8 protein-coding genes are annotated in these 14972 nt (G+C 71.6%); 5 read left to right on the top strand and 3 right to left on the bottom strand.

The features are described from left to right. Positions 1 to 23 precede the first annotated feature (23 nt). The 3 genes from EV284_RS29705 to metH form a co-directional block, all read right to left on the bottom strand. Positions 24 to 1628 (bottom strand): ABC transporter substrate-binding protein, encoded by a 1605-nt coding sequence (locus EV284_RS29705; RefSeq protein ID WP_130339619.1) that lies wholly within the window; start codon positions 1626 to 1628, stop codon positions 24 to 26. Between the two features lie 436 nt (positions 1629 to 2064). Further along, positions 2065 to 2766: an HAD family phosphatase gene (locus EV284_RS29695; protein ID WP_130339615.1), complete on the bottom strand. Its 702-nt coding sequence runs from the start codon at positions 2764 to 2766 to the stop codon at positions 2065 to 2067. Positions 2767 to 2905: 139 nt separating this feature from the next. Continuing rightward, positions 2906 to 6424, bottom strand: a complete 3519-nt coding sequence (metH, locus tag EV284_RS29690; protein WP_130339613.1) for a methionine synthase — start codon at positions 6422 to 6424, stop codon at positions 2906 to 2908. Positions 6425 to 6717: 293 nt separating this feature from the next. Here metH and EV284_RS29685 point away from each other — a divergent pair, with 293 nt between their 5' ends. From EV284_RS29685 to EV284_RS29665, 5 genes are all read left to right on the top strand, one after another. Next, a complete protein-coding gene (locus EV284_RS29685; RefSeq protein WP_030812673.1) occupies positions 6718 to 7482 on the top strand; it encodes an IclR family transcriptional regulator in 765 nt (254 codons plus the stop codon). Positions 7483 to 7702: 220 nt separating this feature from the next. Continuing rightward, the gene (locus tag EV284_RS29680) at positions 7703 to 8494 is read left to right on the top strand and encodes an MIP/aquaporin family protein (protein ID WP_130339611.1); all 792 of its coding nucleotides are present in this window, start codon (positions 7703 to 7705) and stop codon (positions 8492 to 8494) included. An 88-nt stretch (positions 8495 to 8582) separates the two neighbouring features. Continuing rightward, positions 8583 to 10121, top strand: coding sequence for a glycerol kinase GlpK (gene glpK / locus EV284_RS29675; RefSeq protein WP_130339609.1), 1539 nt, complete (start codon positions 8583 to 8585; stop codon positions 10119 to 10121). A 40-nt stretch (positions 10122 to 10161) separates the two neighbouring features. After that, on the top strand, positions 10162 to 11781 hold the full coding sequence (locus EV284_RS29670; RefSeq protein ID WP_130339607.1) for a glycerol-3-phosphate dehydrogenase/oxidase: 1620 nt from the start codon (positions 10162 to 10164) through the stop codon (positions 11779 to 11781). A gap of 227 nt (positions 11782 to 12008) precedes the next feature. Continuing rightward, positions 12009 to 14972 (top strand): NACHT domain-containing protein, encoded by a 2964-nt coding sequence (locus EV284_RS29665; RefSeq protein WP_130339605.1) that lies wholly within the window; start codon positions 12009 to 12011, stop codon positions 14970 to 14972.

Raw genomic sequence — 14972 nt, 5'->3', positions numbered from 1 at the left:
CGCGGCTCCGGGTACGGGAGACGTCAGCCGCTCACACCACGGCCGAGCTCCCACAGCTGAAGCGTCGACGAGGAGTTCAGGGCGTAGGAGGTGCCCGTGATGTCGTCCCGTGCGGCGACGTACTGCTTGCCCTGCCACAGCGGCAGCACGGGGACGTCCTCGGCGACGGTGTCCTGGATGTCGGTGAGGCTCTTGGCGGCGTCGAGGCGGTCGGCCTCGCGGCGGGACTCGGGGATCAGCGTCCGCTCGATCGTGCCGTTGGAGTACGGCGAGCCGAGGAAGTTGTCCTTGTCGAGGAACGGTGCCAGGAAGTTGTCGGCGTCGGGGAAGTCGGGGAACCAGCCCATGCCGTAGACGTCGTACTGGCCCTTCTGCTCGGCGGGGCGGAAGGTGGCCCAGGGGTGGCCCTGGATGGTGACGTCGAAGAGGCCGCTGTCGTTGAGCTGCTTCTGCAGGACCTCGAACTCCTGCTTGGTGGCGGAGCCGTAGTGGTCGGTGGTGTAGTGCAGCGTCAGCTTGAGCGGGGCGGTGACGCCGGCCTTGGCGAGCAGCAGCTTGGCCTTGGCGGTGCTCGGGTCGCCGTACTTGTTGAAGAACGAGTTGGAGTGGCCGGTCAGGGTGGCGGGCACCAGGGAGTACAGCGGCTCGGCCTGGGTGCCGTAGACCTTGGAGACGAGTTCGCCGCGGTTGACGACCTGGGCGATGGCCTGGCGGACGGCCTTGTCCTTGACCGTCTGCGCGTCGGTGTTGAAGGCGAGGTAGCGGATCTCGAGACCCGGCATGTCGACGAGGTCGGCGTGCGTGTCGGAACCGCCGTCGAGCTTCTGGATCTGGCTCGGCGACATGGTGCGGCTCATGACGTCGATGTCGCCGCGGTCCAGGGCGGCGCCCATCGCGTCGGCGTCGTCGAAGGAGCGGATCTCCACCTTGTCGTTGTTCAGCTCGGAACTGCCCTTGTACGAGGCGTTCTTGGTGAACGTGGCGCTGACCATGGCGTCGCCCTTGACCTGCGCCTTGAAGGTGTACGGGCCGGAGCCGTCGACCTCGAAGCCCTCGCGCAGCTTGCCCTTGGCGTAGACCTTGGGGTTCACGATGCCCGCGACCGGGGTGGACAGCTTGAACGGGAACGTGGCGTCGGCCGTCTTCAGGTGGAAGATGACCTCGCGGTCGCCCTGCGTCTCGACGGTGTCGACGGTGTTCAGCAGGGCGGCGACACCGCTGTCGGCCTGGAGCTTGATGGCGCGGTCGATGGAGAACTTCACATCGGCGGCGGTGACCGGGTCGCCGGAGGCGAACTTCAGGCCGCTGCGCAGCTTGCAGGCGTAGCGCTCGTTGCCGGTGTCGGTGAAGCTGCAGCTCTCGGCGGCCTCCGGGACGGGGCTGCCCTCGCCCTTGGGCTGGGTCATCAGCGTCTGCAGGGTCTGACGCAGGATGTTCCAGGTGCCGACGTCGTAGGCGTAGGCGGGGTCGAGGGGCGCCGGGGCGTCGCTCGTGGCCGTGAACCGGTCCGTGGTGCCGACGACGATGGGGTCGCCGTTCTTGGCCCCGCTGTCGGTTCCGCCGCACGCGGCGAGAACCGGCGTGAGCAGGCCGGCCACTGCCGGCAGCACCAGAGTCTTGCGGTTCATGCGGGACGTTCTCCAGAGCTGTTCGATTCCGTGAACCCGGCAAGCTTCGGATGGGCGCGGCGGATCACGGGGGGTTGCTGCGATGTTGTCGCGTCGACATTAGTCCGCGCCCGCAGGGCGGTTCGCGGCCCCTTGAGTTGAGGGTTCATCACGCAGTGAAACCGGGTGTGGACGCACCGAAAAACCGACAGCGGCAGGATTCGTACAACGGTCCATCAATCGGGACACATGGGCCTGCGGAGGGGGCGTTCGGCGCCGTTTTCTGCACACGGGCACGGTGTTGTCGAGGCCGATTCGAGTGGCGAACGTCACAGTGTCAACTGCGGTCCGGGATACCGGAATTCAACCGGTTCGGCGGGTGGGGAATTTCCGCCGGGGCGCAACTCCGAAGAATTGCGCCCCTGGTCAGCATTGATTTCGCACGCTGGGTGAACGCCTAGTGCGTGAGCGTCATCAGGCCGCGCAGAAAAGACAGGTCGACCTGTTCCAGCGAGGGTACGACGGTGCGCCGTTCGGCCGGGACGATGGGGGCGATGGAGGGCACGGCGACCACATGGCAGCCGGCGGCCTCGGCGGCGGCGACCCCGGTGGCGGTGTCCTCGATGACGGCGCACCGGGCCGGGTCGGCGCCGAGTCCGGCGGCGGCCAGCAGGTAGGGGTCGGGGTGGGGCTTGGTGCGGGAGACCTCGTCGCCACCGATGGAGAGGCGGAAGTGGTGCGGGCCGAGCGCGGCCAGCACCCGGTCGATGATGCGCCGGTGGGAGGCGGAGACCAGGGCGGTCGGGATGTCGTGCTCGTGGAGTTCGGCGAGCAGCCGGGCGGCGCCGGGCATCAGCGGGAGGTGGCTGCCGATGCGGGCCTCGAAGCCGTCGTTGAGCAGGACGGAGAGTTCGGCGAGGGTGATGGCGGCGCCGGTGGCCTCGATGAGGAAGCCGGCGCTGCGGGTCATGGGGCCCCCGACGACGACGTGCCGCCAGGACTCGTCGAGGGTGTGCCCGAGGGCGGCGAAGACCTCGACCTCGACATCCCACCAGAAGCCCTCGGTGTCCACCAGGGTGCCGTCCATGTCGAGGAGGACCGCTTGCAGGGCGGACCCTTCGGCCGTACGAATTCCGGGCGCGGGGACCGTGCTGGTCATCCGGGCGCACCTCCTTGAGGGACGATCAGGCCGGTTCCCGGAAAGGGAACCGGCCTGCGGTGGACCGACCAGCATACGTCGCTTGCGTCCGATGCGCCTGTTGTGTGCGCGTGTCCGCCGATCGGCCTGGTCAGCGCGGTCAGCGGGCGTTGAAGTACTTCGCCTCGGGGTGGTGGATGACGATGGCGTCGGTGGACTGCTCGGGGTGGAGCTGGAACTCCTCGGAGAGGTGGACGCCGATCCGCTCGGGCTGGAGCAGGTCCGCGATCTTGGCGCGGTCCTCCAGGTTGGGGCAGGCGCCGTAGCCGAGGGAGAAGCGGGCGCCCCGGTACTTCAGGGCGAACATGTCCTCGATGTCGGCGGGGTCCTCCCCGGCGAAGCCGAGTTCGGCGCGGACGCGGGCGTGCCAGTACTCGGCCAGCGCTTCGGCCAACTGGACGGACAGGCCGTGCAGTTCGAGGTAGTCGCGGTAGGCGTTGGCCTCGAAGAGCTTGGCGGTCTCCTCGCCGATGCGGGAGCCGACGGTGACGACCTGGAGGCCGACCACGTCCCGCTCGCCGGACTCCTCGGGGCGGAAGTAGTCCGCGAGACAGAGCCGGCGGCCCCGGCGCTGGCGGGGGAAGGTGAAGCGGGTGCGCTCGTTGCCGTCCTCGTCCAGGATGATCAGGTCGTCGTCCTTGGAGACGCAGGGGAAGTAGCCGTGGACGACGGCGGCCTCCAGCAGGTTCTCCGTCTGGAGCCGGTCGAGCAGGCCGCGCAGCCGGGGGCGGCCCTCGGTCTCGGCCAGTTCCTCGTAGGAGGGGCCGTCGCCGGTGCGTGCCTGCTTCAGGCCCCACTGGCCCTTGAAGAGGGCGCCCTCGTCCAGCCAGGACGCGTACTCCTTGAGCTGGATGCCCTTGACCACCCGGGTGCCCCAGAACGGCGGGGCGGGCACCGGGTTGTCGGTGCGGACGTCGGAGCGGACGTGGCCCTCCTGCGGGGTCTCCTCGGGGAGGTCGGCGGCGGGGGTGGCGCGGACCCGGCGCTGCTTCAGCTCGGGGAGCCGCGCGCCGGGCAGGCCGCGCTTGACGCCGATGAGGGCGTCCATCAGGCGCAGGCCCTCGAAGGCGTCGCGGGCGTAGCGGACCTCGCCCTCGTAGATCTCGTGGAGGTCCTGCTCGACGTAGGCGCGGGTGAGGGCGGCGCCGCCCAGGATCACCGGGTAGTCGGCGGCCAGGCCGCGCTGGTTCAGCTCCTCCAGGTTCTCCTTCATGATCACCGTGGACTTGACCAGGAGGCCGGACATGCCGATGACGTCGGCGCGGTGCTCCTCGGCGGCGTCCAGGATCGCGGAGACGGGCTGCTTGATGCCGAGGTTGACGACGTTGTAGCCGTTGTTGGACAGGATGATGTCCACGAGGTTCTTGCCGATGTCGTGGACGTCTCCGCGCACGGTGGCCAGCACGATCGTGCCCTTGCCCTCGGCGTCGGACTTCTCCATGTGGGGTTCCAGGTGCGCGACGGCCGTCTTCATGACCTCGGCGGACTGGAGCACGAAGGGCAGCTGCATCTGGCCGGAGCCGAAGAGCTCACCGACGGTCTTCATGCCGTCGAGCAGGGTGTCGTTGACGATGTCGAGGGCGGGGCGGTCCGCCAGGGCCTCGTCCAGGTCGGCTTCGAGGCCGTTGCGCTCGCCGTCGATGATGCGGCGCTTGAGCCGCTCGTCCAGGGGCAGCGCCGCCAGTTCCTCGGCCTTGCCGGCGCGCAGGGACTTCGCGGTGGCGCCCTCGAAGAGCGCCATCAGCTTCTGCAGCGGGTCGTAGCCCTCGGCGCGCCGGTCGTGGATGAGGTCGAGGGCGGTCTGCACCTCCTCCTCGCTGAAGCGGGCGATGGGCAGGATCTTGGAGGCGTGCACGATGGCCGAGTCCAGGCCCGCCTTGACGCATTCGTCGAGGAAGACGGAGTTCAGCAGGATGCGGGCGGCCGGGTTGAGGCCGAAGGAGATGTTGGAGAGGCCGAGGGTGGTCTGGACGTCCGGGTGGCGCCGCTTGAGTTCGCGGATGGCCTCGATGGTGGCGGTGCCGTCCTTGCGGGACTCCTCCTGACCGGTGCAGATGGTGAAGGTCAGGGTGTCGATGAGGATGTCCTCCTCGCGGATGCCCCAGTTCCCGGTGAGGTCGTCGATGAGCCGTTCGGCGATCTCGACCTTCTTCTCGGGGGTGCGGGCCTGGCCCTCCTCGTCGATGGTGAGCGCGATCAGGGCGGCGCCGTGCTCGCGGGCGAGCCGGGTGACCTTGGCGAAGCGGGAGTCGGGGCCGTCGCCGTCCTCGTAGTTCACCGAGTTGATCACCGCGCGGCCGCCGAGCTTCTCCAGGCCCGCCTGGATGACGTCGACCTCGGTGGAGTCGAGGACGATCGGCAGGGTGGAGGCGGTGGCGAGGCGGCCGGCGAGTTCGGCCATGTCGGTGACGCCGTCGCGGCCGACGTAGTCCACGCAGAGGTCGAGCATGTGCGCGCCCTCGCGGATCTGCTCGCGGGCCAGCTCCACGCAGTCGTCCCAGCGGGCCTCCAGCATGGCCTCGCGGAACTTCTTCGACCCGTTGGCGTTGGTGCGCTCGCCGATGGCGAGGTAGGAGGTGTCCTGGCGGAACGGCACGGACTGGTAGAGCGAGGCGGCGCCCGCCTCGGGCCGCGGCTGCCGTTCGGAGGGGGTGAGGCCGCGGACCCGCTCGACGACCTGGCGCAGGTGCTCGGGGGTGGTGCCGCAGCAGCCGCCGACCAGCGAGAGGCCGTACTCGTGGACGAAGGTCTCCTGGGCGTCGGCCAGCTCGGGGGCGGTGAGCGGGTAGTGCGCGCCGTCCTTGCCGAGGACGGGGAGGCCGGCGTTGGGCATGCAGGCCAGCGGGATGCGGGCGTTGCGGGCGAGGTGGCGCAGGTGCTCGCTCATCTCGGCGGGGCCGGTGGCGCAGTTCAGGCCGATCATGTCGATGCCGAGGGGTTCCAGCGCGGTGAGCGCGGCGCCGATCTCGGAGCCGAGCAGCATGGTGCCGGTGGTCTCGACGGTCACCGAGACGATGACCGGCAGGTCGATGCCGAGGGCGTCCAGGCCCCGCCAGGCGCCGAGGACGGCGGCCTTGGTCTGGAGGAGGTCCTGGGTGGTCTCGATCAGCAGGGCGTCGGCGCCGCCGGTGACGAGTCCCTCGGCGTTTCGCTGATAGGCGTCGCGCAGGGTGGTGTACGGGGCGTGGCCGAGGGTGGGCAGCTTGGTGCCCGGGCCCATGGAGCCCAGCACCCAGCGGGGGCGGCCGTCGCGGGCGGTGAACTCGTCGGCGACCTCGCGGGCGATGCGGGCGCCGGACTCGGAGAGTTCGTGGACGCGCTCGGGGATGTCGTACTCGCCGAGGGCGGAGTGGTTGGCGCCGAAGGTGTTGGTCTCGACGCAGTCGACGCCGACCGCGAAGTACTCCTCGTGCACGGAGCGCACGATGTCGGGCCGGGTGAGGTTGAGGATCTCGTTGCAGCCCTCGAGCTGCTGGAAGTCGTCGAGCGTGGGTTCCTGGGCCTGGAGCATGGTGCCCATGGCTCCGTCGGCCACCACCACACGGGTGGCGAGTGCCTGACGGAGCGCGGACGCACGGGTCCGGCTGTCGGCGGAAGGGGACGTCGGCGACGAGGCCATGAAGGGGCTCCCTTGGGTGCGACGGCTGTCGGCTATGCGCCCGCTCCGGCCGGGGCCGGGCGTGGGGCACGGCGCCAGAGTAACCGCCAGTGGGCTTGGATGGGCACAGGCGTCCACGACACGGACGCGGATGGCGGAGTCCGGCCGGTGGGCGCGGTGGCCGGAACCCGACGGTTGTTCCGGCGCGGCCCTGCTCATTGGCGGGAGATCGACATGGACCGGTAATGTTCGGCATTGCCGAACGCGTGTGGGATGGCTCGGCGGTGGCCGATGCGGACGGAGGCAGGACGTCGATGGCACGGAACATCCAGTCGCTCGAACGGGCGGCCGCGATGCTGCGCCTGCTCGCGGGCGGCGAGCGGCGGCTCGGCCTCTCCGACATCGCCTCGTCGCTGGGCCTCGCCAAGGGCACCGCGCACGGCATCCTGCGCACCCTCCAGCACGAGGGCTTCGTGGAGCAGGACGAGGCGTCGGGCCGCTACCAGCTGGGCGCGGAGCTGCTGCGGCTGGGCACCACCTACCTGGACGTGCACGAGCTGCGGGCGCGGGCCCTGGTGTGGACCGACGACCTGGCCCGCTCCAGCGGGGAGAGCGTGTACCTGGGCGTGCTGCACCAGCAGGGCGTGCTGATCGTGCACCACGTCTTCCGCCCGGACGACAGCCGCCAGGTGCTGGAGATCGGGGCGATGCAGCCCCTGCACTCCACGGCGCTCGGCAAGGTGCTCTCCGCCTACGACCCGGTGGCCCACAGCGAGGCGCTGGACTCCTCCCGCAAGGCGTTCACCGACCGTACGGTGTGCGCGCCGGAGGAGTTCGAGCACGTCCTGGACCTCACGCGGGCGCGCGGGTACGCGGCCGACCTTGAGGAGACCTGGGAGGGCGTGGCGTCGATCGCCGCGCCGATCCACGACCGGCGCCGGATGCCGGTGGGCGCGGTGGGGATCGCCGGCGCCGTGGAGCGGCTGTGCCGGGACGGCGAGCCGCGTCCGGAGCTGGTCGCGGCGGTGCGGGACTGCGCCCGCGCGGTCTCCCGCGACCTGGGTGCCGCCCGCTTCTGAGCACGGCCTTCCGCGGTGGGCCGGTCTGCTGTGCCCCCGTCCGTAACGATCCGGCGTTCTGTGCTTTTTTTCGCCCCCGGAACTCTTGACGCGTGCGCGCGCCGAAAGCGAGACTCCCGTCCATCGGTCGGCATTGTCGAACACCTATCGGTATTACGCCTTAGGGTGGGACAGCGCCAAGGGCCGGGTTTCCCTGGACCAAATGACAAAGGAGTCGCGGGTGTCCAGCTCCGACATCTTCATCGGCGAGACCATAGGTACCGCCGTTCTCATCCTGCTCGGCGGCGGTGTGTGTGCCGCCGTGACTCTGAAGGCCTCCAAGGCGCGTGGCGCCGGGTGGCTGGCCATCGCCTTCGGGTGGGGTTTCGCCGTTCTGACGGCCGTCTACACCTCGGCGCCCCTCTCCGGCGCGCATCTCAATCCGGCCGTGACCCTCGCGCTCGCGATCAAGGACCACGACTACGGCACGCTCCCCGCGTACTGGGGCGGCCAGTTGCTGGGCGCGATGATCGGCGCGACGCTGGTCTGGGTGGCCTACATGGGCCAGTTCCGCGCCCACCTGACCGACCGGGAGATCGTCGGCGGGCCCGGCGCGCAGGACACGGTCAAGGCGGTCGAGGCCGAGGAGGCGGCCGCGGGCCCGGTACTGGGCATCTTCTCCACCGGTCCGGAGATCCGGAACGCGGTGCAGAACCTTCTGACGGAGATCATCGGCACGATCGTGCTGGTGCTGGCGGTCCTCACACAGGGCCTGAACAACGAGGGCAACGGTCTGGGCCCGGTGGGCGCGCTGATCACGGCCCTGGTGGTCGTCTCGATCGGTCTGTCGCTCGGCGGTCCGACGGGGTACGCGATCAACCCGGCGCGTGACCTGGGACCGCGCATCGTGCACGCGCTGCTGCCGCTGCCCAACAAGGGCGGTTCGGACTGGAGCTACGCGTGGGTGCCGGTCGTCGGTCCTCTGATCGGCGGCGCGATCGCTGCGGGCATCTACAACGTCGCTTTTGCTTGACGAGTAACGATTTGCGCCAAAAGCACCGATCATTCGAGTAAGCGCCGTACACACCGCCACCTCACCTCGGATCTCCCAGGAGCACACAGTGACCGACGCCCACACCGCAGGCCCCTTCATCGCGGCGATCGACCAGGGCACGACCTCCTCGCGCTGCATCGTCTTCGACAAGGACGGCCGGATCGTCTCCGTCGACCAGAAGGAGCACGAGCAGATCTTCCCCAAGCCCGGCTGGGTCGAACACGACGCGAACGAGATCTGGACGAACGTCCAGGAGGTCGTCGCCTCCGCCATCGCCAAGGCGAACATCACGCGGGACGACATCAAGGCCATCGGCATCACCAACCAGCGCGAGACGACCGTGCTGTGGGACAAGAACACCGGTGAGCCCGTCCACAACGCCATCGTCTGGCAGGACACCCGTACCGACGCCCTCTGCCGCGAGCTGGGCCGCAACGTCGGCCAGGACCGCTTCCGCCGCGAGACCGGTCTGCCGCTGGCGTCCTACTTCGCCGGCCCCAAGGCCCGCTGGCTGCTGGACAACGTGGAGGGCCTGCGGGAGCGCGCCGAGGCCGGCGACATCCTCTTCGGCACCATGGACAGCTGGGTCATCTGGAACCTGACCGGCGGTGTCGACGGCGGCAAGCACGTCACCGACGTCACCAACGCCTCGCGCACCATGCTGATGAACCTGCACACCATGGAGTGGGACAAGAAGATCTGCGAGTCCATCGGGGTGCCGGAGCAGATGCTCCCCGAGATCCGCTCCTCCGCCGAGGTGTACGGCGAGATCACCGGCGGCAGCCTCGGCGACCTGCTCGGCGGCACCCCCGTCGCCTCCGCGCTCGGCGACCAGCAGGCGGCCCTGTTCGGCCAGACCTGCTTCTCCGAGGGCGAGACCAAGTCGACCTACGGCACCGGCACCTTCATGGTGATGAACACCGGCGAGAAGATCATCAACTCCTACGCCGGCCTGCTCACCACGGTCGGCTACAAGATCGGCGACAAGCCGACGGTGTACGCCCTGGAGGGCTCCATCGCCGTCACCGGCTCGCTGGTGCAGTGGATGCGCGACCAGATGGGCCTCATCTCCACCGCCGCCGAGATCGAGACCCTCGCGCTCTCGGTCGAGGACAACGGCGGCGCCTACTTCGTACCGGCCTTCTCCGGCCTGTTCGCCCCGCACTGGCGCTCCGACGCCCGCGGTGTGATCGCCGGCCTGACCCGGTACGTGACCAAGGCGCACCTCGCGCGCGCCGTCCTGGAGGCCACCGCCTGGCAGACGCGGGAGATCGCGGACGCCATGACGAAGGACTCCGGGGTCGAGCTGACCACGCTCAAGGTGGACGGCGGCATGACCGCGAACAACCTGCTGATGCAGCAGCTCGCGGACGTGCTCGACGCCCCCGTGGTGCGCCCGATGGTCGCCGAGACCACCTGTCTCGGCGCCGCCTACGCCGCCGGTCTCGCCGTCGGCTTCTGGTCCGGCACGGACGAGCTGCGCGCCAACTGGCGCCGGGCCGCCGAATGGACCCCCCGCATGGACGCGGAGACCCGCGACCGTGAGTACAAGAACTGGCTCAAGGCCGTCGAACGGTCCATGGGCTGGCTCGAGGACGAGAGCTGACCCGCCAGGTCCGGCTCCGACGAGGAGTGAAGTACCCGACATGACCAGTCCCACCACCCTGCAGTCCGTACCTGCCCTGGGCACGCACCCGGCCTCCGGCTCCAACCCGAGCCGCGCCGAGACCCGGGAGCAGCTCGCGCGGGCGTCGTACGACCTCCTAGTGATCGGCGGCGGCATCCTGGGCATCTCCACCGCCTGGCACGCCGCGCAGTCCGGGCTCAGGGTGGCGCTGGTCGACGCCGGCGACTTCGCCGGAGCCACCTCCTCGGCCTCCTCCAAGCTGCTCCACGGCGGGCTCCGCTACCTCCAGACCGGCGCGGTGAGGCTGGTCGCGGAGAACCACTTCGAGCGGCGAGCGGTCTCCCGCCAGGTGGCACCCCACCTGGCGAACCCGCTCACCTTCTACCTGCCGGTGTACAAGGGCGGCCCGCACGGCGCGGCCAAGCTCGGCGCGGGCGTCTTCGCCTACTCCGCGCTCTCCGCGTTCGGCGACGGCGTGGGGCACCTGCTCTCCCCGGCCAAGGCAGCGCAGGACGTGCCCGAGCTGCGCACCGACAACCTGAAGGCCGTGGCCGTGTACGGCGACGACCAGATGAACGACGCCCGCATGGCGCTGATGACGGTCCGCGCGGCCGTCGACGCGGGCGCGGTCGTGCTGAACCACGCCGAGGTCACCGGGCTGCGCACCACGCGCGGCCGGGTCACCGGCGCCGAGCTGAAGGACCGGCTCACCGGCGAGGAGTTCGGCGTAGACGCCCGTCTGGTGCTGAACGCGACCGGCCCCTGGGTCGACCACCTGCGCCGGATGGAGGACCCGCACGCGGCCCCCTCGATCCGCCTGTCCAAGGGCGCCCACCTGGTCCTGAAGCGCACCGCTCCCTGGAAGGCGGCGCTGGCCACCCCGATCGACAAGTACCGCATCACGTTCGCCCTGCCCTGGGAGGACATGCTGCTGCTCGGCACCACCGACGAGGTGTACGAGGGCGACCCGGCGGACGTGTCGGTCACCGAGTCGGACATATCCCAGATCCTGGACGAGGCCGCGTTCTCCGTCCGGGACCAGCAGCTCCAGCGGGATCTGATCACCTACTCCTTCGCCGGGCTGCGGGTGCTGCCGGGCGGGCCCGGTGACACCGCGAAGGCCAAGCGGGAGACCGTGGTCACGGAGGGGCCGGGCGGGATGCTCTCGGTGGCGGGCGGCAAGTGGACCACGTTCCGGCACATCGGACGGACCGTGCTGAAGAAGCTGGAGGAGCTGCCGGGCCGCCCGCTCGGTGACGACTTCGAGCCGGTGTCGAAGCTGCCCAAGCGGCTGCCGCTGCCCGGTGTCGCCAACCCGCGCGCGGTCGAGCACCGGCTGCTGGTGGACCGTCCGGCGCCCGGCCCGCGCATGGGCGCCGACACCGCCCGCCACCTGGCCACCCACTACGGCTCGCTGGCCTTCGACATCGCCCGCCTGGCCAACGAGCACCCGGAGCTGGCCGAGCGGGTCCACCCCGAGGCGCCGGAGATCTGGGCGCAGGTGGTCTGGGCCCGCGACCACGAGTGGGCCGAGACCCCGGACGACGTGCTCCGCCGCCGCACCACGCTCACCATCCGCGGCCTTGCCACGGACGAGGTGCGCGCGCGGGTGCGTGAGGTGCTCGACAAGAAGCAGTGACAGACGCCTCCCGGGGGCGGTTCCGCATCGGCGGAACCGCCCCTCCCGCGTGTCCGTGACTCCATCCGCCCCCGAACACTCCCGCGCGCTCCCTCGAACGTGTTTCAAAGTGTGCGTTTACCACCCTGTCTACGGCTAAAACGGATCTTTCCGACAACACTGGACCCGGCGGCAGTGGGGCCGGCGAGAGCAGAGCGGGGCGAGGCCCAGGTGCGGGGAGCGGTCATATGCGAGGCGGATGGCACACGGCGCGGGCGCGGCGGCGGCTCGGCCTCGGTGCGTGCGGCGCCGCGCTCGCCGCGCTCGCGGCGGTCCTGCGGTTCTGGTGGCTGGACGCGGCGGTCGCGGGCGTCCTGATCTCGGCGATCGGCGCCTTCGTGTCGGTGGTGGCTCTGGTGGCCGACATCCTGCGCGGTGACGCCGACCCGCCCCTGCGGTCGGCGGCCGAGGACCGGCGCCGCGCGGCGGACGCGCTGGCCGAGGCGGTGCGCGACCAGTGGGCGGCGGAAGCGCGGTTCCGGCGGCTGCGGGACCCGATGCCGATGGAGGTGCGCTGGGCCCCGGCCGACCGGCGGCTGGCGGACCACCCGGAGAACGTCCGCCGCGCCCAGCCCCTGCCCGCCCCGCGCGAGGCGGCGGTGGAGCACGTGCCCGACGACTTCCCGGTACCACCCGGCCGCCGGGTCGTGGTGCTGGGCGGGCCCGGCTCGGGCAAGAGCGTGCTGGCGCTGCGCTTCGTCCTCGGCCGGCTCGCGGCACGGGCACCGGGCGGACCGGTGCCGGTGATCCTCCCGCTGGCCGGCTGGGACCCGTGGCGCACCCCGCTGCGCGACTGGCTCGCCGAGCGGCTGGCCGCCGACTATCCCCCGCTGGCCGCCCCCGACGGGCAGCGCACGCTCGCCCGCGCCCTGCTGGACTCGGGCCTGGTCATGCCGGTGCTGGACGGCTTCGACGAACTGGCCCGTCCCGGCCGGGCGGCGGCCGTACGGCGGGTCAACGCCGAGCTGGACGACGACCTGCCGCTGCTGCTGACCAGCCGGAAGGAGGCGTGGGCGACGGCGGTGGCCGAGGGTGACGTGCTCACCGCCGCCGAGGTGGTCGAACTGCTCCCCCTGGACCTGGAGCAGGCCGCCGCCCACCTGGAGCGCACCGCCCGTCCCCTGCCGACGGTGGACGGCGAGCGGGCCACGGTGTGGACGCCCGTCCTGCGGGAGCTCCGCGAGCGTCCCGGCTCGGCCCCGGCGCGGGCGCTCACCACTCCCCTGATGGTCTCGCTGGCCCGCGCGGTCTACGGCGACACCTCCGGCGATCCCCGGGAGCTGCTGGACATCAAGCGTTTCCCCACGGTGGCCTCGGTGGAGGAGCATCTGCTCGGGGCGTTCGTCCCGGCCGCGTTCGCCGGTTCCGGGCCGGAGGCCGCGGTGGAGGCGGAGCGCAGGCTCACCGTGCTGGCGCGGGCGTTGCAGCACCGCGACACCGGGCGGCTCGCCTGGTGGGAGCTGGAGTCGATGCTGCCGGCCACCCTGCGGGTGTACACACCGGGGCTGCTGGCGCTGGCGGTGCAGGCCCTGCTGGTGCTGCCGGTGATGGCGGCTCGGGTGCTGGGCGGGCAGGCCGGGACGGAGGACGTCGTCTCGGTGGGCGCCACGCTGTTCGGCCAGACCCTCGGGTTCGCCTTCGGCGCCGCCTGTCTGCTGCCGCGCGACGGGGGCCTGCCGAGCAGACGGTTCATCCTGCGGCAGGCGTTGCTCACCGCGCTGGTGAGCGGGCTGCTGTGGGCGGCGTTCGCCTGCACCGACGACCTCCGGTTCGGCTTCCGCTACGGCACGCTGACCGACGGCTGGATGCCGGACCTGCTCGGCGGGTGCCTGTTCTCGCTGCTGTTCACGCTGTTCTTCGGCATCGCGGGACTCCCCCGGCGCCCGGCCCCGCTCAGCCTGCCCTGGAGCGGCGCGGCGGGCCGGGCGGTGGCCCGGGTGCTGGGCACCACCGTGCTGCTGGGCGGCGCGGCTTCGGCGGGGTCGGTACTGCTGGACTCCTCGCGCGATCCCTGGACCGCGCTGATCGGCACCACCTGCATGGCGGCGGGCACCGCGCTGCTGGTGAGCGGCACTCACCGGCCGGACGGCCCGCATCCGGGACGCGCGGGCCGGATCGGCCAGCGCTTCGCGGCCGGCGCCGTACGCGGCACCGCGGCCGCCCTGCTGATCGGCATCACCGCCTGCACCGCCGCCGGACTGGCCGCGGTCGGGGTGACGGTGCTGAAGTCGGCCGGCGTGGAGGACCTCGCGGGCCGGCGGATCGACGGCTGGCGGTTCGCGTCGCGGGACGGGGTGCGTACGGCGGTCACCACGCGCCCGCTGCACGGCCGGATGCTGATCCCCGGCGACGGCGCCCGCCCCATCGCCTACCCCGGCGACGCCGAGCCCCCCGACTGCACGATCCCGCTGGTCGAGGACCGTATGTGCCGCCCCTTCACCTCCCGGCGGACGGCGTTCGAGTCGCGGGAGGGGGTCGTGGTGGTGCGGCTGGCGCTCGCCGGCGGCATGACCGAGGCGTACCCGGCGAATCTGCGGTCGGTGCTGCCCGCGCCCGCCCGTGGCTGGCTCACCCAGGGTCCGGCCACCGGGCTGCTGGTGCGCTGTCTGCCGCCCTTCATGGCCGTCGGGGTGCTGATCGGGCTGGTGGGCGGCTGCGTCTGCGGGGTGTACCGGGCGCTGAGCGTGCCGTCGGACATCATGCGCGCGGCCGGCCCCGGTTCGTCGCTGCGTACCGACCGGACGGCGTCGTTCACCCGGGCCGGGGTGGTGGCGCTGCTGGTGGCACTGGTCTGTGTGCCGGTGATGGTGCTGCCCGGCGACTGGGGCGGGCTGGCGCATGTCGGGACCCGGCTGTGGCTGCCGCTGGGCGCGGCCGCGCTGGCGCTGAGCGCCTGGGGGCGGTTCGCGGTGGCGCGGGTGTGGCTGGCGGTGACCGGGCGGCTGCCGTGGCGGCTGATGGCGTTCCTGGAGGACGCCCACCGGCGGGGCGTGCTGCGCAGGTCGGGCGCGTGCTTCGAGTTCCGGCACCTGCGGCTCCAGTCGCACCTGGCGGGCGGCGGGGCGGGGGTGCGGGGCCAGGGCGGTCCGGTGGACGGCGCCTGGGAGCAGGCTCCGCCGCAGGGTGTTCCGGGCCGGGGTTCGGGGCAGTGA

The organism is Streptomyces sp. BK022, assembly GCF_004217355.1.
GTDB classification, from domain to species: Bacteria; Actinomycetota; Actinomycetes; order Streptomycetales; family Streptomycetaceae; genus Streptomyces; species Streptomyces griseoluteus.
The sequence above is the reverse complement of the archived record's forward strand: the minus strand, read 5'-3'. Positions and strand labels throughout refer to the sequence as shown.